At 59.5% G+C, this 25,702-nt stretch carries 17 protein-coding genes and 6 pseudogenes; 9 read left to right on the top strand and 14 right to left on the bottom strand.

Features of this window, described 5'->3' with window-relative positions:
* Positions 1–96: 96 nt before the first annotated feature.
* From VVT58_RS20765 to VVT58_RS20735, 7 genes and pseudogenes are all read right to left on the bottom strand, one after another.
* Positions 97–1,515 (bottom strand): annotated as a pseudogene (locus VVT58_RS20765) (ISNCY family transposase).
* A 167-nt stretch (positions 1,516–1,682) separates the two neighbouring features.
* Complete coding sequence (locus VVT58_RS20760) at positions 1,683–2,684, bottom strand: IS30 family transposase (protein ID WP_061934287.1); 1,002 nt, start codon at positions 2,682–2,684, stop codon at positions 1,683–1,685.
* Positions 2,685–2,838: 154 nt separating this feature from the next.
* Positions 2,839–3,572 (bottom strand): annotated as a pseudogene (locus VVT58_RS20755) (IS701 family transposase); the annotation flags it as partial.
* A gap of 45 nt (positions 3,573–3,617) precedes the next feature.
* Complete coding sequence (locus VVT58_RS20750) at positions 3,618–4,613, bottom strand: IS481 family transposase (protein ID WP_037520950.1); 996 nt, start codon at positions 4,611–4,613, stop codon at positions 3,618–3,620.
* Between the two features lie 243 nt (positions 4,614–4,856).
* Positions 4,857–5,411 (bottom strand): hypothetical protein, encoded by a 555-nt coding sequence (locus VVT58_RS20745; protein ID WP_008832040.1) that lies wholly within the window; start codon positions 5,409–5,411, stop codon positions 4,857–4,859.
* Positions 5,412–5,653: 242 nt separating this feature from the next.
* A pseudogene (locus tag VVT58_RS20740) lies at positions 5,654–6,668 on the bottom strand (Tn3 family transposase); the annotation flags it as partial.
* Positions 6,669–6,910: 242 nt separating this feature from the next.
* Positions 6,911–7,933 carry an IS110 family transposase gene (locus VVT58_RS20735; RefSeq protein WP_008832424.1) on the bottom strand — a complete coding sequence of 341 codons (1,023 nt, stop codon included), beginning with the start codon at positions 7,931–7,933 and terminating at the stop codon, positions 6,911–6,913.
* Positions 7,934–8,060: 127 nt separating this feature from the next.
* On the opposite strand from VVT58_RS20735, the pseudogene VVT58_RS20730 reads away from it, so the two are divergent.
* A pseudogene (locus VVT58_RS20730) lies at positions 8,061–9,149 on the top strand (IS5 family transposase).
* A gap of 187 nt (positions 9,150–9,336) precedes the next feature.
* Positions 9,337–10,359 carry an IS110 family transposase gene (locus tag VVT58_RS20725; RefSeq protein WP_008832424.1) on the top strand — a complete coding sequence of 341 codons (1,023 nt, stop codon included), beginning with the start codon at positions 9,337–9,339 and terminating at the stop codon, positions 10,357–10,359.
* Between the two features lie 411 nt (positions 10,360–10,770).
* On the opposite strand, the pseudogene VVT58_RS20720 reads toward VVT58_RS20725, so the two are convergent.
* A pseudogene (locus VVT58_RS20720) lies at positions 10,771–11,005 on the bottom strand (transposase); the annotation flags it as partial.
* Here VVT58_RS20720 and VVT58_RS20715 point away from each other — a divergent pair.
* A pseudogene (locus VVT58_RS20715) lies at positions 10,988–11,362 on the top strand (transposase); the annotation flags it as partial. The pseudogenes VVT58_RS20720 and VVT58_RS20715 sit on opposite strands and share 18 nt — an antisense overlap.
* A 2-nt stretch (positions 11,363–11,364) precedes the next feature.
* On the opposite strand, the gene VVT58_RS20710 reads toward VVT58_RS20715, so the two are convergent.
* From VVT58_RS20710 to VVT58_RS20695, 4 genes are all read right to left on the bottom strand, one after another.
* Complete coding sequence (locus VVT58_RS20710) at positions 11,365–12,033, bottom strand: TetR/AcrR family transcriptional regulator (RefSeq protein WP_082718776.1); 669 nt, start codon at positions 12,031–12,033, stop codon at positions 11,365–11,367.
* A gap of 358 nt (positions 12,034–12,391) precedes the next feature.
* Positions 12,392–12,889, bottom strand: coding sequence for an aromatic-ring-hydroxylating dioxygenase subunit beta (locus tag VVT58_RS20705; RefSeq protein WP_024020827.1), 498 nt, complete (start codon positions 12,887–12,889; stop codon positions 12,392–12,394).
* A complete protein-coding gene (locus VVT58_RS20700) occupies positions 12,886–14,061 on the bottom strand; it encodes an aromatic ring-hydroxylating dioxygenase subunit alpha (protein WP_008829815.1) in 1,176 nt (391 codons plus the stop codon). The genes VVT58_RS20705 and VVT58_RS20700 overlap by 4 nt, the downstream gene beginning before the upstream one ends.
* A gap of 43 nt (positions 14,062–14,104) precedes the next feature.
* The gene (locus VVT58_RS20695; RefSeq protein WP_008829814.1) at positions 14,105–15,091 is read right to left on the bottom strand and encodes a dihydrodipicolinate synthase family protein; all 987 of its coding nucleotides are present in this window, start codon (positions 15,089–15,091) and stop codon (positions 14,105–14,107) included.
* Between the two features lie 149 nt (positions 15,092–15,240).
* On the opposite strand from VVT58_RS20695, the gene VVT58_RS20690 reads away from it, so the two are divergent.
* Positions 15,241–16,029 carry a 1,6-dihydroxycyclohexa-2,4-diene-1-carboxylate dehydrogenase gene (locus tag VVT58_RS20690; RefSeq protein WP_024020828.1) on the top strand — a complete coding sequence of 263 codons (789 nt, stop codon included), beginning with the start codon at positions 15,241–15,243 and terminating at the stop codon, positions 16,027–16,029.
* A 19-nt stretch (positions 16,030–16,048) separates the two neighbouring features.
* Here the strand turns inward: VVT58_RS20690 and VVT58_RS20685 are convergent, their stop codons facing one another.
* Positions 16,049–17,275: an NAD(P)/FAD-dependent oxidoreductase gene (locus VVT58_RS20685; RefSeq protein WP_008829811.1), complete on the bottom strand. Its 1,227-nt coding sequence runs from the start codon at positions 17,273–17,275 to the stop codon at positions 16,049–16,051.
* 107 nt (positions 17,276–17,382) lie between these two features.
* Positions 17,383–19,029, bottom strand: coding sequence for a sigma 54-interacting transcriptional regulator (locus tag VVT58_RS20680; protein ID WP_327752066.1), 1,647 nt, complete (start codon positions 19,027–19,029; stop codon positions 17,383–17,385).
* Positions 19,030–19,239: 210 nt separating this feature from the next.
* On the opposite strand from VVT58_RS20680, the gene VVT58_RS20675 reads away from it, so the two are divergent.
* The 5 genes from VVT58_RS20675 to VVT58_RS20655 are packed head-to-tail and all read left to right on the top strand — an operon-like array spanning position 19,240 to position 25,662.
* On the top strand, positions 19,240–20,592 hold the full coding sequence (locus VVT58_RS20675; protein WP_008831827.1) for an aromatic ring-hydroxylating dioxygenase subunit alpha: 1,353 nt from the start codon (positions 19,240–19,242) through the stop codon (positions 20,590–20,592).
* Positions 20,585–21,112: an aromatic-ring-hydroxylating dioxygenase subunit beta gene (locus tag VVT58_RS20670; RefSeq protein WP_024020830.1), complete on the top strand. Its 528-nt coding sequence runs from the start codon at positions 20,585–20,587 to the stop codon at positions 21,110–21,112. Before VVT58_RS20675 ends, VVT58_RS20670 begins: the two co-directional genes overlap by 8 nt.
* A 25-nt stretch (positions 21,113–21,137) precedes the next feature.
* Complete coding sequence (locus VVT58_RS20665; RefSeq protein ID WP_008828560.1) at positions 21,138–22,505, top strand: aromatic ring-hydroxylating dioxygenase subunit alpha; 1,368 nt, start codon at positions 21,138–21,140, stop codon at positions 22,503–22,505.
* A gap of 14 nt (positions 22,506–22,519) precedes the next feature.
* The gene (locus tag VVT58_RS20660) at positions 22,520–23,071 is read left to right on the top strand and encodes a 3-phenylpropionate/cinnamic acid dioxygenase subunit beta (RefSeq protein ID WP_008828561.1); all 552 of its coding nucleotides are present in this window, start codon (positions 22,520–22,522) and stop codon (positions 23,069–23,071) included.
* Positions 23,072–23,121: 50 nt separating this feature from the next.
* A complete protein-coding gene (locus VVT58_RS20655; RefSeq protein WP_046765870.1) occupies positions 23,122–25,662 on the top strand; it encodes a TonB-dependent receptor in 2,541 nt (846 codons plus the stop codon).
* Positions 25,663–25,702: the final 40 nt, after the last annotated feature.

Raw genomic sequence — 25,702 nt, 5'->3', positions numbered from 1 at the left:
CGCAGCGCAGACCCTGCTGGTGGCGTGACAGTGGTGGGGAAGGGCATGGACCCGCTGCGCAGGCAGCGGGCCCGGTCAACGCCGGTCGGACAGTCTTTAACGGGCCTTCACAAATTCCAGCGTGCCGCGCGCCCGTAACTCCGCCTGGCTGAGACGGGGACGACGTTTGAGCTTGGCTCCGCCCAACCTGCGTCCATCGATCTTCACCGGCACCTCCGGTTCGGGGAACAGATGCGTGGGCTGGTCATGCCGGGCGGGAGCATTGTTGTTCCGTTGCCGGTGATGCGGTGCGATCGCTTGGATCTCCTTCGCCAGCAGCAGCGCCGCATCGAGATGGCGGTTCTCCACGATCGTCGGCTGCCTCACCTGCCGCATCTTGTCGAAATGCCGGTAGGGGAGGATATGCCCCTCATGCTGGATCTCCAGCCGGCCATCGGGATATTCACACACCATCACCCGCTTGCGCACCAGTTTCCGGGCGATCTCGGTCGGTTCCAAGATGAACATCGCCTTGTTGTAATGCAATGTCAGCGCCGAGGTAACGCTGCGCTGTTCCCGCCACACCATGATCGCGCGCAGATCGTCATGCGGGGCGAGCGGGCGGTGGAGATCCCGACTGTCAAAAGCGGGGCGGGCAAACCGCGCATTATGCCGAACCATATAGCCTGGCAGGAAGGCATTCGCGCCTTCGATCGACGATATGCCCTCCAGGCGCATTGCCTTGACCAGCCGATCTTGCAACGTGCCGTTGGCCCGTTCGACCCGGCCCTTGGCCTGCGGTGAGTTGGCGCAGATGATCTCGATGTTCAGCGCATCAAGCGCGCGGCCGAAATGCGTCATGCCGTCGCCGCGCGCCGCGCTGGCGCGGGAATTGCGGAAGACGCTGTGCTGATCGGAGTAGAAAGCCACCGGCTTGCCGTGCCGCTCAATATAGGCCCGGGTCGCTTCCATGTAGGAAAAGGTGCTCTCGCTCTCGACCATCTGGAGATGCATCAACTCACTGGTTGCATCGTCGATATAGACGAGCAGGGTGCATTGCGGGCCGCGATCCTCGAACCACCAATGCTTCGAACCGTCGATCTGGACCAGTTCGCCGCGGCAATCCCGGCGGTAACGCGGCTGATACGGGCGCGGACGACGCGCTGCACGATCCTTCCACAGACCAGCCTCGATCATCAGCTTGCGCAGCGTCTCGCGGGAAATGTGCACATCATGGCGCTCCGCCAGATACTCAGCCGCCAGCGTCGGCCCAAAATCATGATAATGCTCTCGGACCAACGCAATCGCATGGTCGCGAAAGCCATCGCCAAGCCAACGGTTGCTACGGCGCCCGCGACGACGCGAAACCAGGCCTGGCGCACCGTCTGCACGCATGCGTATCAGCAACCGATAAACCTACCGCCGGGACAAGCCGAGTAGCGTCGCTGCATCCTCGGCTCGCAACTCGCGACGTTCAACCCGTAGCAGCGTATCGAAGCGTGTAAGCTCGCCATGGCTCATGGATACCACCGTCATCCGCGCACTCCCTGCATCCAGGGAGCACCATGCCACCAGTGACATCTCTAATTTGCAGAGGGTGACATTTCTAAATGGCGCGGCGGTTTCCATTTGAAGCGCGACACCCGAGGTGATGCGTAGCATTTCATCCGGGGTGGGGCGAGCCCCACCCCGGATGGCAAAATTTATCCGGCCTTGAGGAGGGCGATCTGTTCTCCCAGGACCTCGTGCGGGGTGCGATAGCCCAGGCACTTGCGGGGTGTGCTGTTGAGGCGATCGGCGACGGCCTGGATCTCTTTGTCCGACAGGAGCGCAATGTCGGTGTTGGAGGGCAGGAAGCGCCGTATTCGGCCATTGCAATTTTCCACGCCGCCTTTCTGCCAGGGCGCGGACGGTAAGCAGAAATAACTGGTGACGCCGAGCCTGTTTCGCAGTGTCGCAAAAGCCGCAAATTCCGTGCCGCGATCAAAGGTGATGCTACGCCGGAGGGAAGGGGGGATGCCGCGCAAATGCCGATCGATCCCGGCCATGACACCGGCAGAATGTCGGCTCGGATTACGCGCGAGGAAGGTGAAGCGGCTGCAGCGTTCGACCAGCGAGGTGAGGTTGGCTTTGCCATATTCTCTCCGGAAGATCAGGAGATCGCCTTCCCAATGTCCGAAGCTGCTGCGATCCGCAATTTCCTGCGGACGTGCGCCGATCGTATTGGCCACAGGAATATGGAGACCGCGTGGCTTACGAGCGTAGCGCTGCCGTCGAGAACGGCGGGCAACGGGAAGATGGCGCCACAGCTTCTGGTGGCGTCCATCAGGTCCATAGACATATTGGTAAATGGTCTCGTGGCACACCGCCTCCCGGTTGCCCCGATGACGCCGCAGGTAACCCGCAATCTGTTCTGGCGACCAGGCGGCCGACAAGCGATCAGCGATATAAGCGGCGAGTTCCGGTTGGCGAGCGATCTTCCCGCCACGAACTCGACGCCCGCGCGCCATGGTCTGTGCGACAGTCGGAAAATAGCCGCGAAACAGCGGATTCTCATCCAGATGGCGGTTGCGCTTGAGCTCTCGATAAATCGTCGAAGGATGCCGACACAGCGCGTCAGCAATTTGCTGTGCTGACCGTCCGGTTGCTGCCAATCGATAAATGTCGCGCCGCTCGTCCAAACCCAGATGCTGATAGCCGTTCATTGCGTGCCTTCCTGGAAAAGGGATCAAACCCTTATAAAACCTAGGATTTCGCACTTCGAAATAGAATCCACCCGCTTACAGGCTCAATAGTCGATAATAAACATTATGTTAAATCAATGCGCTGGCGGCACGAATCTTGCATAAGTGTCTGCGCCGGGTTCTTCGCCCAGGAGCCGAAGTAATGATCGGATTTGACCCCAAGGAAATAGCCCGTGCAGGCTTGGCGCACCGCGCCTTCGACGTCGCCTAGGCCATATACCGCATCTGCCGCTACCCATGAAAAGGGTACATCCGCCGCCAGCGCACGCCTTATCATCTCGACCCAAGGCGGGCTTGGCGGCAAAGGACACAGTCTCTGGAACATGGGTGGCGGCAAGCTTTGTCCGATCACCAGTCCAGCTCTTGGGCAAGTAGAGGGCTCGATCGACAAAGGCATGACCCCGAGCCGAAACATAGGTCGCGAACACCGATCTGGCAGTTTGTTGTCTTGCCTGCCGAACCGGTATATTGGTGTGCGACACCGCAGGTGGCATCGCCCTTCTTAAGGAAGCCGGTCTCGTCGATGGCCAGAACAGCGTCATCTGGGGCAAGGTTCTCTACGACATAGTCACGCACGATGTCTTGAAGACCGTCTGCGTCCCAGCGCCCGCGACCCAGAATGGCCTGCTGTCGCCAGGGCTCAGGATCTCCGGCCGCCTCTGCACGCATCCATCCTGTTTTGCGCCGTTTCTCACCCAACAAACCATCCAGGAAAAGATTGGCCGATGCCGCAACGCGTTCCTGGGTGAATAGCACGCGCATGCGAGCCTTCACGTCCCGCAGCGACGATGCCCAAAGCTCCAGTGTCGTTTCAATCGATGCGCCCGTCATCCACGGCCTCCCTACCATGGAGACCTATTGATTCAGAATTTCAATCAATATGCAACTGTAATGCTAGTTGTCTGGTTGCGACACATCATTGGCGTAATATAGTACGTCGTCGACTTTAGTCATAAGATCGTCCGGTGCCGTCGGCTTGTAAAGAGGATTGGCGAGCGCGGGCATAAGGCCGATCCGCTCCTCTACCTTCTGGCATGGCGAACTGCCGTGGAGCACGCGCTGTCGTCGCCGATTGTAGGCACGGTTGAAGCCGGTCAGCAGGATTTCGAGATCAGCATGGCCGGCGACGTTGATGCCCATCACTTCGCTGGCGATGCGGCCGTTGAAGCGTTCGACCATGCCATTGGTTTGCGGCGTATAGGGTCGCGTCGTGCGGTGAACGACCTTGATCTTCGCGCAGGCGCGTTCGAAATCGTCGGCGGTAAAACAGGATCCCCGGTCTGTCAGCACATGGGTGATGCGGAAGGGGAAAGCCCTTCTGGCGGCCTTGAGGAAGGCGACGGCGTTGGCAGCATTTTCAGCATCGTAGACGGCCAGATGGACGAAGCGTGAGCAGCGATCGATGGCGACATAAAGGAAACGCTTGCGAGTTTCGCCGTCCGCGGTGCGCAGCTTGGGCAGATGTTTGACGTCGATATGGACAAAGCCCAGGTCATAGTCCTGGAAGCGCCCCTGTCCTTTACGCGGCTGCGCCGTGGGCTTGGGCGGTCGTCGATTGAGCCCTTCGGCCTTGAGTACCCTGTAGATGCTGTCGCGATTGAGGTGTGGCAGGAAGTGCCGGAGCACGAAGGTCAGGTCATCCAGGGCAAAGCCTGTCGCCCTGCGTACAGCACAGATGATCGCGCGTTCTTCCTCATTCATACGCCAAGCCAGACGATGGGGCCGACTTGGGCGATCCAGGATCGCCTGCTCTCCTCGCTTGCGCCATTTGCGGACCGTCTCATCGCTGATGCCATAGCGTTTCGCCACGACACTGGCAGGCTCGGTCGAACGGGCAATTTCCGCCCTTACAGCAGGCGTGGTTCGAGCCTGGGGATGTATCTGCACCATCACGAAACCTCATCAGCAAGGACGGCAAAGCGCCACGCGTGATCCGCGATGGCATTCTTTACCATATCCCAATGATGTGTCGCAACCAGACAGCTAGTCCAGTCGTAGAAGCTATTACCACCCTTTGATTCCCTAGTTCAGATGCCTGCACGTATGCCGAACGATCACCATGGGACGCTCGCATCACGATCTAACGGTGATGAAAAGCCATCGTGCTTGCCTATAGAAGGCAAGGAACGCGAGTCACACCCCGGAGCGCAGGGCACGGCGCGCTTCCTCAGTGATGGCGTACATGACCTGACGCTGCGCGCCGCGATTGTGATGATCGACCCGATATCCTTGATATCGCCTTTGGACTAATCCGGCTCGAACCAGTTCTGAGACGGCGCGACTGACGTTAGTTCGACCGGAAATCCGGATGCGCTCGCGTACCAGATCGTCGATCAAGGCGCCTGCTGCCGCGCTATCTTCTGGTAGCGCATTATCGTCCTCCAGCGCGCGTCGAACCTTTCCGGCGATCGCGAGCCGGCGGGGATCGCGCTGGGCGACCGGGGTCAGAGCGTCAGATAACCAGTCTCGAACCGGAATCCGCGTCTCGCCCGCTCGGACGAACGGACCGGCCGAGCCAGTTTTCGCACTCAATTGCGCGATCAGATTCAGCACCATGAAGCTGTACCGGGGGCGCTCGCAAAAGTCGGCCAGTCGCTCGAGGATACCAGGCACGTCGAGCACCGGTTGTTCCGAAACGCTGGCCGGTTCCGAGGTCGCCTCTGTGGCAAAAAGATCAGGCTGAAACATCAGAACATTTGAAGCACAATAAGAACGGAATGTGAATCCGTTATCGACCGGCTAAGGCGGTTGGACCAGTCGTGGCACTTCACCGAAGCGCAGCGGCTATTAGAGCGTGAGGTCACTAACTCGCTAGATCCTCGCTACCCACAGAACTGAGGACCGTGGCACTTTACCGACGGGTGAAGTGCCGCGGTTGGCATGCGATGTCCTCCGCAAAATACGGGCCGTTTGCGGGAGGGAGCGAAATCCTACGCTAAGGATTTTGGCCAGCGATATTCGCCGGTGAGGTTGATTTGCTCCCAAACCAGCGGTGAGAAATGGGCGAGGAGATCGGGTGGGACGGTAGCGCCATTAGCGGATCGACCGGTGACGACATCGCTGAGCTTAATCTTATTCCAGAAGATGATGATGGCGGCGAGGAAGTTCATGCCGGCGATGTGATAATGCTGACCTTCACCCGATCGGTCCCGGATTTCACCGCGCCGATGGAAGCTGATGGCGCGCTTCAGCGCATGATGGGCTTCACCTTTTTTGAGGCCGATCTGGGCCTCGCGCTGCAAACCGGCGTCTAGAGTCCAGTCGATCATGAACAGCGCCCGTTCGACAAGACCGACTTCCCAAAGGGCAAGGGCCAGCTCATTTTGACGAGGATATGAAGCCAGCTTCCGCAGAATCTGGCTGGGGGCGACAATGTCGGCGGCGATCGTGGCCATGACCCGCAGGATGTCGGGCCAGTTCCGCTCGATGAGGGGCTCATTGATCTTCCCGCCTACCAGACCCCGCACATTGGCCGGCGTCGCACCGGGGGTAAAGGCATAGTGTCTTTTCTGTTGCAGGTCGCGGATGCGTGGCGCGAACCTGTAGCCGAGAAGCGAGCAGGCGACGAAGACGTGATCGGTAAATTCGCCCGTATCGGCAATGTGCTGACGGACATGGCGGCCTGCGTCATTCATGAGCAGCCCGTCGAGAATATAGGGTGCCTTTGCTGACGGTCGCCGGGATGACCTGGGTAGCAAACGGCGCGTATTGATCAGAGACATGGCTGTATCCTTTCAAGCCTGGGACATTGCCGTATTTGGCGTTGACCATGTTCATCGCTTCGCCCCGCTCGGTCGCGAGGAAGAACTGTCCGTCGCTGGAGGCGGAGTGCCCCTGTCCCCAGAACGCGGCCATGGGTAGATCGGCATGTGCCTCCAAGATCAAGGCGAGCGCCCGATCATAGGCCCTGCCTTCAACATGCCAACGCGCGCTCCGCAGCAATTGGACACCTTCTGTCATTGGGTGCGGGACTGCAAGGTAGATCGACTTGGGGTTCATGCTTCTGTCCGTGATCGACGCGTGGTCGTCACATGATGCGGTCGGAAAAATCAGGGTAGCCGATCTCGAAAACGGCGTTGATCGCCAAAGCGTCCAGCGGCTTGTCCCTGACCATCGTCCCCTCGCCGGTCACCCGCAGGGGACCTCTACGTAGCTGAGTATCCGGGCATCTTTTCTCTCCTCGAAGGCTATGCCGGCTGGCCGTACCTGAAGTCGGCTTCATCGACCCACATCCGGTGCAGAATGATGCCAAGCTTGCGGGCGAGCGCGACCTTGGCGCGCTTCGCGCTGCGGCGCTTGGCGATATTCATTGCCCAGGCCTTGATCTTCGACCATTTCGCCACGCGCGTCATCAGAACGTGCGCTGCCTCGAACAGAGCGACCCTGACCGCCGGATCACCGGCACGACTGATCCCGCCGTTCCGATCTATCTCGCCCGATTGATATTTTCGCGGCGTCAGGCCGAAGCAGGGACCGACTGACTTGGACGATCGAAAGCGGGCAGGATTATCGACCGCGGCACGGTAGGTAAGCGCGACAATCGCGCCAACGCCTGGCGCGGTCATGAGCCTCCGGCATACGGCGTCGGTGCGAACGATATCCCGGACCTGCCCATCCAGGACAGCCAGCTGCGCGCGTAATACTTGGCGCACAACGAGCAAGGGTTCCATGATGGAGGCAAGCGTTGCATTGCCCGAGACTATGTCGCGGACGGCATCATCCCAACGGCCCCGCAGCAGTCGGCCGAGGCGCAGGCCGAAACCCTTCAACAACCCGCGTACGCTATTCTCGATGTCCTTCTGCCGGCGCATCAATGTCGACCGCGCGGCCAGCAACGTACGCTGCTCGCGGGCGGGAATGGTCTTGACGTGCACCGGCCTGAACCAGCCCGAGCGCAATAGCTGGGCCATACCCCGGGCGTCGTTGCGGTCCGTCTTCATGACCATCGCCGACAGCGCAGCGCGGACCTGCCGGGTCTCCATCAGAACCGGCTCAATCCCTGCGTCCTGGAGGCCGCGAAAAAGCCATTCCGAAAGCGGTCCGGCCTCGAAGCCGACCAGTTCGAGTTCAGCGCTGTAGGGGGCCAGGCAATGGGCGATCGCCTCCGGATCGCTAATCGTCACTGCTTCCAACAGAATATTGCCACCGGCGTCGATCACGCAAATCGCCGTCTTATCCATAGAAACATCAAGCGCGGCATAGGCAGTCATGGCTTTCCTCCTCGATAGGGGATGCTCAATATGGGGCGAATCGCACCCAATGACCGCATCTCGAAAAACCTCTGGTGCATAGCGGCCTGAACTGATTCACTGCCATTGCGCGACAGCGGAGGCGGTAATGGCGGGACAGCCGGGTTTCTTTGATCTTTCGAACCAGTACGAGGCGCTGAGTGCAGCGGGCGATCCGCTGGAGCGGTTGGCGGCCGTCGTTGACTTCGAGGTTTTCCGTTGACCGCTGGTCGCCGCCCTGCGACGCGCCCCGCGCGCCAAGGGCGGACGTCTGCCGTTCGACCCTGTGCTGATGTTCAAGATCCTGGTTCTGCAGGCACTGTACTCGTTGTCAGACGAGGCAACCGAGTTTCAGATCAAGGATCGGCTGTCGTTTCAGCGGTTCCTGGGCCTTGGGCTCGACGGCACGGTGCCGGATGCGACGACGGTATGGCTGTTCCGCGAGCGCCTCGTGAAGGCCAGGGCGATCGACCGGCTGTTCGCCCGCTTCGATGCCGCGCTGACCGATCGGGGTTATCTGGCCATGGGCGGCCAAATCATCGATGCCACGGTCGTGCCGGCGCCGAAACAACGGAATACCGAAGTGGAGAAGATGGCGATCAAGGAGGGGTGCGTTCCCGAGGCCTGTCAAGTAAAACCCGCCAAGCTCCGCCAGAAGGATCGCGACGCGCGCTGGAGCGTCAAGTACACCAAGGCCAAGGTGAAGGAAGGCGCCGATCCCAAGGCGTTCAAGCCGGTCGACCTCGCTATCCCGATGTTCGGCTACAAGAACCACATCGGCATCGACAGGACCCATGGTCTGATCCGTACCTGGGACGCCAGCGCCGCCAATGCTCACGATGGTGCACGACTGCCCGATGTGGTCAGCAAGGACAACACCGGCTCGGGGGTCTGGGCGGACACGGCCTACCGGTCGAAGAAGAACGAGGCGTTCCTCGCCAAGGGGATGTTCACCAGCCACATCCACCAGAAGAAGCTGCCGCGCCGGCCGATGCCCGAACGCATCGCCAGGGCCAATGCAAAACGATCCGCCGTGCGTTCGGCGGTCGAGCACTTGTTCGCCGGGCAGAAGCACCGCATGGGGCTGGTCGTGCGGACCATCGGCATCGCCCGCGCCCGCATCAAGATCGGGATGGCCAACCTGGCCTATAACTTCCAGCGTCTTGCCTGGCTTGAGGGGCGTCCTGCGCCCGCATGACGCAAAAACCGGCCCCTGCAGCCGGTTCCGACACGGAAATCAGCGGATCAGCACCCAAAAACCGGGGCTCACCGTCAATTTGCGCGCCTTCACGTCGCCATCATGCCGAAATCAGACGGTTCTTCGAGATGCGGTCATTGGGTGCGATTCGCCCCATATTGAGCATCCCCTATCGAGGAGGAAAGCCATGACTGCCTATGCCGCGCTTGATGTTTCTATGGATAAGACGGCGATTTGCGTGATCGACGCCGGTGGCAATATTCTGTTGGAAGCAGTGACGATTAGCGATCCGGAGGCGATCGCCCATTGCCTGGCCCCCTACAGCGCTGAACTCGAACTGGTCGGCTTCGAGGCCGGACCGCTTTCGGAATGGCTTTTTCGCGGCCTCCAGGACGCAGGGATTGAGCCGGTTCTGATGGAGACCCGGCAGGTCCGCGCTGCGCTGTCGGCGATGGTCATGAAGACGGACCGCAACGACGCCCGGGGTATGGCCCAGCTATTGCGCTCGGGCTGGTTCAGGCCGGTGCACGTCAAGACCATTCCCGCCCGCGAGCAGCGTACGTTGCTGGCCGCGCGGTCGACATTGATGCGCCGGCAGAAGGACATCGAGAATAGCGTACGCGGGTTGTTGAAGGGTTTCGGCCTGCGCCTCGGCCGACTGCTGCGGGGCCGTTGGGATGATGCCGTCCGCGACATAGTCTCGGGCAATGCAACGCTTGCCTCCATCATGGAACCCTTGCTCGTTGTGCGCCAAGTATTACGCGCGCAGCTGGCTGTCCTGGATGGGCAGGTCCGGGATATCGTTCGCACCGACGCCGTATGCCGGAGGCTCATGACCGCGCCAGGCGTTGGCGCGATTGTCGCGCTTACCTACCGTGCCGCGGTCGATAATCCTGCCCGCTTTCGATCGTCCAAGTCAGTCGGTCCCTGCTTCGGCCTGACGCCGCGAAAATATCAATCGGGCGAGATAGATCGGAACGGCGGGATCAGTCGTGCCGGTGATCCGGCGGTCAGGGTCGCTCTGTTCGAGGCAGCGCACGTTCTGATGACGCGCGTGGCGAAATGGTCGAAGATCAAGGCCTGGGCAATGAATATCGCCAAGCGCCGCAGCGCGAAGCGCGCCAAGGTCGCGCTCGCCCGCAAGCTTGGCATCATTCTGCACCGGATGTGGGTCGATGAAGCCGACTTCAGGTACGGCCAGCCGGCATAGCCTTCGAGGAGAGAAAAGATGCCCGGATACTCAGCTACGTAGAGGTCCCCTGCGGGTGACCGGCGAGGGGACGATGGTCAGGGACAAGCCGCTGGACGCTTTGGCGATCAACGCCGTTTTCGAGATCGGCTACCCTGATTTTTCCGACCGCATCATGTGACGACCACGCGTCGATCACGGACAGAAGCATGAACCCCAAGTCGATCTACCTTGCAGTCCCGCACCCAATGACAGAAGGTGTCCAGCTCCTTGATCTTCATCTTGAGACCGGCCTGATCGAGGCGACGGGATTGGTAGCGCTGGGTCGATCGGTTGATCGGAAATGCGCCGCAGGCCCTCCGTTCGCTCACCTGGTAGTTCGCCCGCAGATAGCCAACGATCTCCCGAGCTCGATCAGGCCTTACATTTTTCGGCGGATGACGTCCTGCAGCATCTCTTTGTCGAGACTGAGGTTTGCCACGAGCCGCTTGAGCCGGACATTCTCCTCCTCGAGCTGCTTCAGCCGCTTCGTCTCCGACGGCATCAGTCCGCCATATTTGCTCCGCCATCGATAGTAGGTCTGAACCGATATGCCGGCTTTGCGGCACACCTCCTCGACGGTCGTACCATCCTCGGCCTGCTTGAGAATGAACGCGATCTGGTGCATGCTGTGATCCGCACGCCCCACATTCAGGACCGCGACGGAGTCCCAATGGTGCTACGCGAAATCATCGCGCGCTTTTGGTATCTGCGGCACGTCTTCGCAAATGGCGGCTATGCTGGCGACAAACTCAGGAAGGCTCTGCGGCGAATGGCGAAATGGACCATCGAAATCATCAAACGGTCAGATACCGCCAAAGGCTTCGAGGTGCTGCCCGGCCGCTGGGTGGTCGAACGGACGTTGGCATGGCTCAACCGAAACCGATGCCTAGCAGAGGACTTCGAGAAAACCATCGCTTCGGCAAAGGCTTGGGTCTTCATCCCGCCCGTTCAAATCGTCATCCGACGTATCGCAAGACTATGAAATCAATCCGCATGATGACGAACCAGGCACTTATGGTAAATCTTCATAAAAATCTGTACCGCGCGATCAGCGATTTGGTCGGCTAGAATGTTGTTTGCGTGTCGCAACTCCAGTATCAACCTTCGATTGAATCCTGAGGTGCAAAGATCAAGTAACAGCATAGCCGCGTCATCCGGATCTTCGTCGTATAAAGAATTAGCTAAAAATAAGGAAACTTGATCTCGAAAATACAAAAATGTATTAGAGTAGAAAATATTTCCTAACTTGGGAATGCGCCGATTGTTGATAATTATAATTCGCTCGATTTCGATGGTGTCATCTCGCATCAAGAAATGGCAAAATCTTTTCGAAGATAAATTCAACATACTGGTTATACTACTACATTCGGAAATATCGAGATCAAGAAAATTTCTAAATAACTGAACTTTCAATTCAATAGCGGCAACAGCAATGTCTTCCTTGTGATCAAAATATTGCCAAAGAGTGCTCTTCGACCCGCCCAATATACTAGAAATATCAGACATAGTGACATTATCGTAGCCACTCTCTAAAAATGCATTCATCGCAACGTTTACGATATTTTTGCGACGCGCACTTTTTTTCAGTTCTCTCTTTGAACTGATTGATAGGACATTTTTTTGCCGCATAAATCCTACATGGCTTCGGATCATCGAAAAAAATGGTGCTCGATAATGTCAGTGACAGATTAAGGAAATTAAGGAAAATTAATCTCTTGATAAGAATATGATTATATTATACTAATTCTAGATATTATTCTTGCCGCTAAGCTTTCTCTAAGTGGCTGTCCTCGCTTAATTTTTCTCCACGTATTATAGCTTATCCCAAGCTCTTTCTGTAACATTGAATCCGTTCTTCCAGTTGAAAAGCGTATAATTTTATCCGCGATATCTTTTGGCAATTTCACCATCTTACATTGTGAACTCATATCGAAATCTTCCGAAGATTACTGCTAAAGCTATAATATAGATCGGTATTTCTCTGGAATATTTAGCTATATTGCATAACTTTTCATATCGGGTAGACAAGATATCGCGGGAGTACTGACGTATCCAATTCGGCACGGCGGGACAGAAACTTGGCCCGACCATCGCCCGAAAGCCGAACCATATCGAGATAGCGACCTGCGGCAAGAATTTGAGTGACCCCGGTATCCATCGGCGTCATGAAAACCGAAAAGTTGGACATGGCCTCTGCTGTGCTGGCATCGACCTGCCGATGGCTGACCCGCTGAACGAAATGGCGAGTGCGGTAGTCCTGAAAGGTCCCTGCCCAGATCTCTGTGACATAAGTGACGCGATCTTCCAGTCGCGCCCTACAATCGTCGAACATGAAGCCGAGTTCGAGGTTATGTTCTGTGTTCTCGGCCGCACGGCAGTAATAAGATGCCTGTTCTTCCTCGGCATAGTTAGTGAGCCAGCCTGTCATGTCTTTGCTGTCGAGCGCGTTGGCGTCCGCCAGCAGCAGGCGGTCAAGAGCGCATTCCAGTTTGGTGGGCGAAAGCATCATGCTTGTGCCCTTTCGAATCCCATCACCGAGCGGTAATATTCCCAGCGCGGAAGGTTACCGCTTTCATCGTTCTGCGAAAACTCGGACTCGAGCTTGGCAGGATCACGCACGCCTTTCTGGAAGATCGCATTGCCAGGCGTGTGGCTGCCGATGTGGATCCGGTGGAAGATCGAAGCGTCTTCCATGCTAATTAAACCGCATGGACCCAGTAAATTGGAGCTTTGCCGTAACCGGTGGCGAAGCATGTCCGCATCGTCGTTCTGGTGGGCGAAATAGGCGTAGTGGACCTCGGTCGTTTCGGCATCGATTGGGGTCGCGAAGCGCAGGTTTATGACGTCGAGATGTTTGGTTGAAACGAAAGTCGGGAACAACTGGACGATGCGTGACCCGACTGATGGATCCTGCCCTTTGAAGGCAATCAGATCCTTATCTTTTAGAACGCTGGGACCGCTCGCCACGGAGAGTGCCGACTCGAAACAGACATGGCCGCGTTTCGTGGCGGTATACTGCCGCCCTTTGCCGCCCTGCCAATTGAGCATCTTGAATGCCGCGTGGAGCAGCGGGGCATGGTAGCCGTCGTTGTCGTTGTAACCCTTCCAGTTGCTGTCATAGCGAACCTTCTGATAGCCCAGCAGTTTAAGGCGACCGTCGCCCGCCATCAGTTCGCGCAGGGTTTCTCCTGCTTCGCCGAGAAACTGGTCAAGGGGTTCTGTCTCAGCCGAGAACGTCACGAATATCAGGCCGTAGAACAGATCGAAGCGCGGCTGCCCCAAGGGGTAGTCCGCCTTGTCGAAACCGGGTACGAATTCGCGCGGGTTGGGACATCCAACAAGCTCGCCCTTGGCACTGAACAGCCAACGGTGATAGGGGCATTCGAACTCGGTTTTGTTACCCATTACCGCAGTTTCGAGCTGGTTGCTGCGATGCGAGCAGGCATTGTAAAACACGCGAACCTCGCCCCCTTCATCCCGCGAGATCAACAGCGGGATTCCTGCGAGGCGGATCGTCCGGAAATCGCCTGGGTTGGGCAACTCGCTTTCGTGCGCAACCGGATGCCATTCCGGGCCGTGAAATATCCGCTTGATCTCTTCCAAGTAGAGATCCGATCGCGTAAAGGCCGCCTTGGGAACTTCGTTATAATTCTTCGGCCAGGTCAAGGTCGCGTCAGCCATCCTCTTGCTCCCGCATTTCCAGTGATCGTTTATCTGACCGTCTTCAACGCTCTGTTTCGAGCGCTTTGCCCAGTTCGGCCCACATCCGGCCCGAATTACGCGCGCCTTCGAGATAGCTTTCGGGACATAAGTGATAGGGTGGACGGCAAGGTCCGGCGTTCATCCATCCACCGGCGGTCATCCGCGCCTTTTCCAGCGGAATGTTGTAGGTGGAGAATTCCTTGAAGCTGCCATTGGGAAACAGCGTTGCTGCCGTGGGCGCGAGCCGCCCCATGAAGGTCTTGGCCTTGCTCCAGTCGCCGGTGGCGCGGGCCTGTGCGACGAGATCGCGCAATGTCGTACTGACGAGAGGATGGCAGACCGCGCCGCTTGTCCAGAAGGCATCGACCGAATCGTCCATCCGCGCCGCGCCATAGTAATCGAAGTCGATCGGCAGCAGCTTGATCCGCCCCTTGATTGCGGCCAGATCGGGCAGCAGTGTGCCAACACCGATATACTTGGCAGTAACAACTTGGGGGATTTCGGCGACCTGACCCCAGAAATGGCGCGGGAAATCGAACTTGAATGCTTCGGGATTGGCATAGATTGCAATATTGATATCGGGCACCGCCTCAGCGACATCCTTGTAGAACTGGACCGCGACATCGACGCTCGGCGCGCACCACATCGGTACGCCCAGCATCGTCCCGGTCGCGCCGATATCGACTGCCTCGCGGGTCAGCGCGATGGTGTCGCGGGTGTTGATACAGGTTGTGCCGACAAACACCGGAACCCGGCCCGCTGCGGCATCTACGATAGTCTTCATAAAGACGAGCTTTTCGTCAAGCGTCATGGTCGCGGCCTCGCCCAGCGTTCCCATACTCAGGATGCCGTCGACTCCGGCCTCGATCAGGCCGTTGACCATGCGGGCTGCTTCGTCGACATTAACCGTATCAGTGGCGCGCCAATCGGTAGCACCTTCCTTGGCGGGCGTCGGCACGATCGCCCAGGCACCCTTTATATCAGCAGCAGTCAGCAGTTCACGCGCCACGCAACATCTCCCAAAGATTTTCAATCATTAGCCAATATGTAACGCATTGCCCACGGGCTTGGCAAGGGAGGAATGCGGATTTATGAAGCCGAATGTGACTAGGATTGCACCCTTCCGGCCGGACGGGTGCGGGTTTGGAGAAATCAGAGATGACAGACGCAAACGTAAGATTTGCAGGCAAGATCGCGATTGTCACGGGAGCAGCCCAGGGCATCGGCTTTGCTACGGCCCAGCGCCTAGGGCGAGAAGGCGCCACAGTCGTCGTTGCCGATCGTGCAGAACAGGCGACACTGGATGCGGTTGCGCGACTTATGGCCGAATCTGTCGACGCTCACCCCGCCATCCACGACCTCGAGCAACAGGCTGGAGCCGCTGCCCTGTACAACGCTGTAAGCGATAAATTCGGGCGGATCGACGTGGCCGTCCATAATGTCGGTGGCACGATCTGGGCCAAGCCTTATTGGGAATACACCACCGAAGAAATCGTCGCCGAAATTAATCGCTCGTTGTGGCCGACGCTGTGGTGTTGCCATGCAGTGCTGCCCCACATGCGCGCGGCGGGTCGCGGCGCGATCGTCAACATCGGCTCGGTGGCAACGCGCGGGGTCAATCGCGTGCCCTACGCGGCTGCGAAAGGTGGCGTGGCGGCGCTGACCGCTGCGTTGTCGCTGGAACTGGAGGATTGTGGCATCAGGGTAAATTGCGTGGCTCCTGGCGGGGTCAACGTGACCCGTGTCACCCCGCGTAATACCGCTCCGCATTCCGACGCGGACCGCAAGGGCTTTGGCGAGGTGATGGAGCAGACCTTGCGCGATACCCCGCTGGGTCGCTTCGGCGAGCCCGAGGAACTGGCCGCCGCGATCTGCTTTCTAGCCGCCGACGAGGCGTCCTACATCACCGGCCAAACCCTCTACGTCGCAGGTGGCGGGATCGGCTGATCCCGCCCGCCTTACGAGCCTAACCAGCCTGCTTGAGGATATCGCGGAGCGACACATCGGCATCGGCCAGCTGCGCGGCCTGGGCATTGGCTCGGCGCTCGATCAGCCGTTTGCCGATGCCCATGTCTGGGGCGCGGTTGACAGTCAGGATGCCCTCGATCATCTCGCCTGACTGGAAGAATGCGGTAAACTGGTTGCTTGCCATGTCTCCACGCAGGGTTACCTCGGCTTGCACCGGGATATGGCCGCAGAACTGGATATTGAGATCGAACTGGTCGCTCCAGTACCACACCGGCTTGCAGTAATCGACGCCCTGCCCGAGCACGGCGAGCGCCGCGGCCTGAGCCTGATCGGCAGCATTCTGGTAGGTTTCCTGGCGGATATGGCCGCCGAAGAAGCTCTCCTGTTCGGCCACGTCGCCGGCGGCAAAGACATTCTCATTGCTGGAGCGGCACCGCCGATCGACGATGATGCCGTTATTGGTGACGATGCCTGCGTCCCGGGCTAGGCTGATTTCCGGCACTATCCCGACCCCGACTACCACGGCATCGCAATCCACCAGTGATCCGTCATCGAGTTCGACCTGCGTCACCCGCCCGTCAAGCACCTTCATCGCGTTCACGCCGCGTCCGAAGCGGGTGTCGACGCCGCGCTGGCGATGTTCCTCGCCCAGCCATTGCCCGAACTGCGGCCCGAGCGCGCGAATCATAGGCGCGGCAAGCGGTTCGATCGCGGTCACTCGGCACCCCAGCTTGACCGCGCTGGCCGCGACTTCAGCCCCGATCACACCCATGCCGATGATGACGATCCGGGCGCCGTCCCTGAGGTCCGTCGCCATCCGGGTGGCATCGTCCCGGGTGCGCAGGTAATGCACGTTGGCGGCGTCGGCACCCTCCATGTTGAGCTTGCGGGCGGAACCACCGGTGGTCAGCAGGATGCGGTCGGCTTGGACCAGGTCTCCGCCCGTCAGGCGCACAGCGCTCGCCGCCAGGTCGAGCGCTTCGGCACGCGTGCCAAGCCGCATTTCGATGCGGTTGGCGGCGTACCAGGCCTCGTCATGAAGGAAGAAATTGTCCGGTACATTGGCCGGATCCCACAACACCTCCTTGGACAGGGGCGGGCGCTCGTAGGGCCGCCACGGTTCTTCGCCGATAAGGGTGATCCGGCCATCGAAGCCAGCCTGGCGCAAGGACTCCACCGCGCGGCCACCCGCAAGATTTGCTCCGACCACGGCTACCGATTTCATGCGATTCTCCCAACTTTGCGTGCTTTCCCGGTCTTATTGCCGGAAGGCGCACCTCCCTATAGACCTTCTTTGCACAATATGCAATGCGTTGCGAGAGTTAACGCGCGCTAGGCGGATTCCTGGATTTCCATTTTTTCAAGACGCAAGGCGAGCTGCCGACGGGTAAAGCCTAAGGTGCGCGCCGCGCGAGCAACGTTGCCCCCACTTGCATCAAGGGCCTCGCGGATCACCAGCCCTTCCATTTCCAGCAGGCTTCCGCCCTCATCGACGATCAGATCCAGCATCTGGCGCACCAAGTTGGCGCGACTACCAACATTGTCAACGGCGCTGATCCTGCCATCGTTGGTCATGCACATCGCCGGCTTCAATTCGAGGCCGTCGGTTTCCAAGAACAGGTGTCTGACGTCGATCGCTCGTCCGTCGTCCGCCAACAGCACGGCGCGTTCCACCATTCGCTCAAGTTCGCGCACATTGCCCGGGAAATCGTAAGCCAACAGCGCGTTAATCGCCCGCGGAGTGAAGCCCGATACTGTTCGGCCATGGCGCAGGGCATAACGCAGACGGAAGTGTTCCAGCAGCACCGGAATGTCCTCGCGGCGCTGGCGCAGCGGCGGCACCCGGACCGGTAAAGTCGATATCCGGTAGAACAAGTCGGCACGAAACGTGCCTTCCCGCACCGCCTCGTTAAGTTCCACATTCGATGCTGCGATCAATCGGACATCCACCTTGATCGTCCGCGTATCGCCGACCCGCTCGAACTCACCTTCCTGGACAGCGCGCAGAATCTTCGATTGTGCAAGTGGCGACAGTGTCGATATCTCGTCCAGGAACAGCGTGCCGCCATTGGCCAGCTCGAACCGACCGGGCCGGGCGGCAACCGCGCCAGTATAGGCCCCCTTGGCCACGCCGAACAGCTCCGATTCGATCAGCCCCTCAGGGATCGCCGCGCAGTTGAGCGCGATGAACGGCTCCGCCTCGCGCGTGCTCAGCCGATGAGCGAGCTTGGCCAGCACTTCCTTGCCGACCCCGGTCTCGCCCATTAACAGCAGCGTCGCATTGCTCGCTGCGGTGCGTTCGATCATGGTCTTGGCTGAGAGGAACGCTGCCGATATCCCAATCACCGTTTGGCCCGCATCATGCCACGTTTCGGACAGGACCAGCGGCGTCGCGGCCAATTCGAGGTCGTCCAACTGATCCCATTCGGGTTTTGGTTTGGCGTGAAGTACGCAGGCAGCATCGCCTCGCCCCGCACATTCCACTTCGCGCATGATGATCGGTTGTCCCGCGAAGGTTGTGGCAAAGCCGCTTTCAAAGCCGGTCTGCATCCAGCACACCGGATCGGTGCTGTGCCCCATCGCGTTGAGATGGATCGCCGCCTCCATCGAATCGTGGACCGTGAACCGGCCTTCGAAATGCCCCCGCGAGGGATCGTTTTCAAGAGTTTCGATCTGGGTCCAGCCGAACCCGGTCAAGGCGTGTGCCTGCGGTCCGACCGCGAATGCTTCGAGATAATCACCATCCGGGCGCAATTTCTTCGCGCCGATCGCGCACCGTGCGCCTTCGGCAAAACCGACACCCCAGAAGAACCGGCTGGCCGCTTCTAGCCCCAATTCGGCCACCAGGCGGCTGCGCCAGCTGGCCAGGGCCGCTTGGCTGAGCAGTACGCAGCGTTCACCGTCATGCCAGATCCGGCCCATTTCCGGTGAGAACAGCAGCTTGCTGGCAAGGTCGGCGTATCCTGGGAGCGTCTCCATCCGGTCAGCTTATCAGATTCGTAACTTCCGGCCCAGACTTAAGCCTCGACATTTACATATACGTCGATCTGCACGGTGCCTCGCCGTGGGATTGACCAACCGGACTGCGGTAAATCGGCCCGAAAACGATATTGGCACGATTCGTGCTTATAACTGTCCCGACAAGAAAAATCGATGGCGGCTTTAGCCATGCTGTTGGGAGAGGATCAAATGAACGACAACATTGCCGATCTGGTTGATTCACGCACCGGGCGCCAATCGCGCTCGATCTACGCGAGCGAAGACATCTATCGGCAGGAACTTGAGCGGATCTTCGGGCGCTGCTGGCTGTTCCTGGTCCACACCAGCCAGATTCCGAAGCCGGGCGACTATTTCCGCACCTTCATGGGCGAAGACGATGTGATCGTGATCCGCCAGAAGGACGGGTCGATCAAGGCGTTCCTTAACAGCTGCACCCACCGCGGGAACCGGATCTGCCGCGCCGATCGCGGCAATGCGCGCGCCTTCACCTGCAACTATCACGGCTGGTCTTTTTCCCCGGACGGCGCGCTCGCCGGGGTGCCGCTGGAAAGCGAGGCCTATTTCGGCGAACTCGACCGCACCAAGTTCGGCCTGATCCCGGTGACGAAAGTGGCCGAGTACAAGGGCCTGGTGTTCGGCTGCTGGGATGCCAATTCGCCCAGCCTCGATGACTATCTGGGCGATGCCAAGTTTTTCCTCGATGTCTGGCTGGATGCCATGCCGGGCGGATCGGCACTGCTCGGCGAGACGCAGAAGATGGTGCTGGGCACCAACTGGAAGCTGCCAGTCGAGAACGTCTGCGGCGATGGCTATCACCTGGGCTGGGCACATGCCGGCGCGATGGCAGCAGTCCAGTCGATGGACCTCACCGGGCTCAGCGTCGGCAATTCCGGGGTCGATCTCGATGGCGGGCTGTCGGTCGCCGGCATGAACGGGCACATGGTCTTGAGCGCGCTCGACGGCGTTTCCGGCTACGCCTTCTATCCTGATCCCAAGCCGATCCTCGAATACCTAGAGGCCAACCGCCAGACGGTGATCGACCGTCTGGGCGAAGTGCGCGGCAGGCAGGTGTGGGGTGCGCAGGTCAACATAACCATTTTCCCCAACCTGCAACTGCTGCCCGGGCTCAACTGGTTCCGGGTCTATCATCCAAAGGGTCCCACCCAGATCGAACAGTGGACCTGGGCCATGGCCGAAAACGACATGCCCGAGGCGGTGAAAGCGCAGATTCTCGAAAACCAGTGCCTGACCTTCGGCTTGGCGGGCCTTTTCGACAACGACGATGGCGACAATCTGACCGCCTGCACCGAACAGTCGCGCGGCTGGCGCACGGCGCAGATGGATGTCTACACCAACATGGCGCTGGGCCGCTCGGGCAAGCGCGAGGGCTTCCCCGGCGATATCGCCTCCGGCTTGGTAAGCGAACACAACCAGCGCTATTTCTACCGCCGCTGGCAAGAGCACATGATGGCGGAAACCTGGGCCGAAGTGCCCACGTACAACATTAACTCGCTGACCGACGAGGAGGCCGAGCATGCTTGACCGACCGCTTGCCCCTCCCCCGGTGGAGGTGATCGTTGCAGTTACCCAGGCACTCCACCGCGAAGCCCGGCTGCTCGACAACGAAGATCTCGACGGCTGGCTGGCCATGCTTGGCAAAGACGTCAGCTATCGCCTGGAACTGAAGAGCCGAAGGTTCCGCGCTGACCGTTCGCCGCCTTTTCCACTTGGCCCAGGGGTAATCTTCAACGAGGATCTGGGTAGGCTGAAAATGCGGGTGGATCGCCTGAAATCCGGCTTCGTCTGGGCCGAAGATCCGCCCAACTACATCCGCCGCGCTGTCTCCAACGTCGAGGTGCTGGCCACCCGGGCCGATAACGAGGTGCGGGTCCATTCGGTGCTGGGGATGCACCGCAATCGGATCGATGGCACCACCCGCCTGCTCACCGCCGGACGCACTGACCTCTGGCGCAGCGAAGGCAGCGCTTGGCTGCTGGCCGCGCGCGAAATCGTGCTGGACCATTCCGTGCTGCCGGACAGCAACCTCAACGCCTTTTTCTGAACAAGCCTGACGGGAGAGAACAATCATGCGCTTCGAACGGATCGGTCGCGAACCGGATTATTCACGCTACATGGACCTCAAGGAAGGCTGGCTTGACCGCCGGATCTTTTCGGATGCGGACATCTACGAGGAGGAGCTGTACCGCATCTTCGCGCGGTCGTGGCTGTTCGTTGCCCACGAAAGCCAGATCCCAAACAGCGGGGACTTCCTGACGACCCACATGGGTGAAGACGCGGTGATCGTCGCGCGCCAGCCCGACGGTTCGATCCGGGTCATGCTCAATTCCTGCCCGCACCGCGGCAATAAGGTGTGCTTCGCCGATGCCGGGAACACCCGTCGGTTCGTCTGCAATTACCACGGCTGGGCGTTTGACACCGCCGGCGACCTCAAGGGCATGCACGAGGAATATTGCTACGACGCGGGCGATATCGACTTCAAGAACCATGGCCTCAAGAACGTCGCCAAGGTCGGCAACTACAAGGGCTTGGTGTTCGCCACCTTCAACAGCGATGCGCCGAGCCTGGAAGCCTGGCTAGGCGATTTCCGGTGGTATCTCGACATGATCCTCGACAACGAGGAAGGCGGCACCGAATTCATTGGCGGCTGCATCAAGTCGGTGATCAGCGCGAACTGGAAGTTCGGGGTCGAGAACTTCATCGGCGACGCTTATCACGCCGGCTGGACGCATGATTCGGGCACTCGGTCGATGAACAACGGCCAGCCGTTCCCGCCGATCGACATGGATAATTCCTATCACGCCAGCGTGAACGGCCACGGCTGGGAATTCGGCACCGAAGGCGTGGGCGACCTCTTCCTGCTCGGGCGCCCCAAGGTGATGGACTATTACAACAAGATCCGCCCGAAGATGGCAGAACGCCTGGGCGAGATGCGCTCGAAGATCTTCGGTTCGGTCGCCTCGGCATCGATCTTCCCCAACGTCTCGTTCCTGCCGGGCATTTCCACCTTCCGCCAGTGGCAACCCAAGGGGCCAATGCAGTTCGAATTGAAGACCTGGGTGATCGTCAACAAGAACATGCCCGACGACATCAAGGAGGAAGTGACCAAAGGCGTGATGCAGACCTTTGGCCCCGGTGGCACCTTCGAGATGGATGACGGCGAAAACTGGGAAAACTGCACCACCGTCAACCGCGGCGTCGTCACCCGGCACGAGCGCCTGCACTATCGCTGCGGGATCGGCCGCCAGATCGAACACGATACCCTGCCGGGCATCGTCTATCGCGGCCAGTACAACGACGCCAACCAGCGCGGCTTCTATCAGCGCTGGCTCGACATGATGACCCATGACGAATTCGGCAAGATGCCGGCACGGCCCGAACCGCAGCTGGGCAATGTGGGCGAAACCCGCGATCTTCCTGGCCTGTTCGCGCTCTGAGAGGAACTACAGCTATGACCGACACCGCAACCCTCGAGCGCACATGTGAAGGGACTACCGCATCGCTCGAACTGACCCACGCGCTGACCCAGACGCTGTATCGCGAAGCACGGCTGCTCGACGATGAACACTACAAGGCCTGGGCCAGCATGCTGGCGGAAGACCTGCATTACCACATGCCGGGGATCGAAACCCGCTATCGCCGCGACAAGACCGAGCAGGTGACCGACCTGACCCGGATGGCCTATTACAACGACAGCAAGCCCGAAATCCTCAAGCGGCTTTCTCGGCTCGAGACCGGAACGGCCTGGTCGGAGGATCCGGCGACGCGCTACACCCATATCATCACCAACGTCGAGGTGGAGCTTACCGAAAAGGCCGACGAGTTCCGAGTCTATTCGAACTTCTATGCTTATCGCAATCGCAACGAACGCGACGAGGATTCGCTAATCGGCAACCGTATCGATATCTGGCGTCAGGTCGGCAACAGCTTTCAACTGGTCAAACGCCGAGCGATCCTCAAGCACAATGTAATGTTGAGCAAGAACCTCAACATCTACGTTTAGTCTATCCACCTTTATAAATAGTAATGATAAAACACGAGGGAGAATGCCAAATGACAAACCGATTGATGTATTTCAGGAAAGCCGTCCTGCGCGCCAGCGCCTCGGCGATCGTAGTATCTACCGGGCTTGTGCCGATGACGGCGCATGCGCAGGATGCAGCAGCAAGCGAGCCTCAGGCCGAGGAGCAACGGGCCGGCGGTCTAGGTGAAATCATCGTGACTGCGCGCAAGCGGTCTGAGAACCTGCAGGAAACGCCGGTCGCGATCACCGCTATGAATGCCGAGATGCTCGAAGCGCGCGAAGTCAACAACGTCGCCCAGGTGGCCAAGTTCGCGCCCAACGTGAACATGTCGCCGGTTGCCAACATCTCCGGTTCCAGCGCCACGATCACCGCGTTCATCCGCGGCGTCGGTCAGACCGACTTCAACATTACCGTGGATACCGGCGTGGGCATCTATGTCGATGGCGTCTATGTCGCCCGCTCGGTCGGTGCGCTGCTCGACATGACCGACATCGCTGATGTGCAGATCCTGCGCGGGCCGCAGGGCACGTTGTTCGGCAAGAACACCATCGGCGGCGCGATCGTCGTCAATTCCGTCCAGCCGCAACACGAATTTGACCTGAAGCTCGAAGCGGCGACCGGCCGGTTCAACCGCGCCGATTTCAAGGGCATGATCAACGTGCCGCTGAGCGACAATCTCGCAATGCGCGCGGTTGCTTCCTATGAAACCCGCGACGGCTACCAGAAGCGTTTGTTCGACGGCGGCCGCCAGGGCAACAAGGACAGCTTCGGCGGACGCATTGCGTTCAAGTGGGAGCCGACCGATAAGCTGACCGTCAGCCTCAGCGGGGATATCAACATCCGCCGCGAAGAGCAGACGGCCATTTCGCTGCTCGAACTGCAGGACCAGAACGTGCCGCTGCGCTTCGTCGATATCCCGAACAGCGCGACGACACCCGGCGGCCCCAACCGCCAGATCGCTGCGCCCAGCTCGATGTATTTCTGGAACAAGATCCGCGTCACCGATGGCAGCTGTGGAGCACCTTGGGGCGGGTTTGGCGTTCCGGGTACCCTTGCGCCGACCGGCAACCCGGCCTGCGCCAGCACCCGCTGGATCACTGGCGACATCGACACCACCTGGGCTGGCGGCGTCAACCGGTCGGACTTCGATCTATGGGGCACGAACCTCACCCTCGATTACGATTTCGGCGATTTCAGCCTGAAGTCGATTTCGGCCTACCGCGACCAGAGTTCGCACATGGAATACGATTTCGACGGCACTCCGCATACGATCCTGCGGATCGCAAGCGATATCGATGTGTGGCAGGCCTCGCAGGAACTGCAGTTTACCGGAAGCCTGATGGATGGCCAGGTGAAGTTCGTTCTGGGCGGCTATTATCTCAAGGAAAAGGGCACTGACTACACCCCGATGGAATTCGGGTTTGCCCAGTTCTTTACTGGCGGCGACATCGACAACGACAGCTATGCCTCATACCTGCAGGCCACCTTCAAGGTGACCGACCGGTTCTCGATCACGCCGGGCATCCGCTACACTAACGAGACCAAGCGGTTCGACCCGTCTGTGCAGACGATCTTCAACGACCGCTCGCAACTCGATCCAGTGCTGGCATCGGTCTATCCGCAGGGCGCATTCGTCGCGTTCAGCCAGTGCCTCGTCGGACAGGCAAACCCGGCGGCCAACCTGTTCCCGTCAGGCCCGCTGGCCGGTTTCCCGCTACCGAACTGCACGCCTTCGGCGACCAACCCGGGCGGCAACCACACGATGCCGGCCATCGAGGTTTCGGCCAAGGCCAAGGAGTGGACCCCGGCGATCTCGGCGGACTACAAGATAACCGACAATTCGCTGATCTATGCGTCCTATTCGAAAGGCTTCAAGAACGGCGGGTTCAGCCAGCGCATCTTCCCAGCTGAAATCGCGACCCCCTCGTTCACGCCGGAATTCGTCGAATCCTACGAAATCGGCCTGAAGAACGAACTGTTCAACCGGCGCCTGCGCCTGAACATCGCGGCGTTCCTTTCCGATTACAGCGACATGCAGATCACTGTGAACGAAGGGATCGCTCCGAAGGTTCGCAACGCCGGTGCCGGCCGGATCAAGGGCTTCGAGATCGAAGGCGAAGCTGCCCCGATCGAACAGGTTCGCGTGAACTTCGGCGTGGGTTATCTCGATGCCTACTACACCAAGATCGATCCGAGCGCGGCGCCAGTCACGCTGGATTCGAAGTTCGCCTTCGTTCCCAAGTGGACAGCTTCGGCCGCGATCAACGCCGACGTCTATGAAGGCAGCATGGGCAAGCTGACCCTGCGCGGCGATTGGTCCTACCAGAGCGGCACCTTCAAGGATGCAGTCAACAGCCCGCAACTGTTCCAGCCCGCGTACAGCGTGTTCGGCACCAGTGCCTCGTTCACCGACAGGAGTGAGCACTTCACCCTGACTGCGGGCGTCACGAACCTGACCGACAAGCGCTATCTGCAGGGCGGCTATGTCGATCTCAACGTCGGCGGCGCCGCAACGGCCAGCTTCTCGCGTCCGCGCGAATGGTTCCTCAAGCTCGCCTACAAGTACTGATGAAGGCCCGAGGGCGGCGGACCGCCACCGCCCTCACCCT

Origin of the sequence: Sphingobium sp. SJ10-10, assembly GCF_036038995.2 — a bacterium.
In the GTDB taxonomy this organism is placed as follows: Bacteria; Pseudomonadota; Alphaproteobacteria; order Sphingomonadales; family Sphingomonadaceae; genus Sphingobium.
Note: the sequence above shows the minus strand (reverse complement) of the source record. Positions and strands in the feature narration are given on the sequence as shown.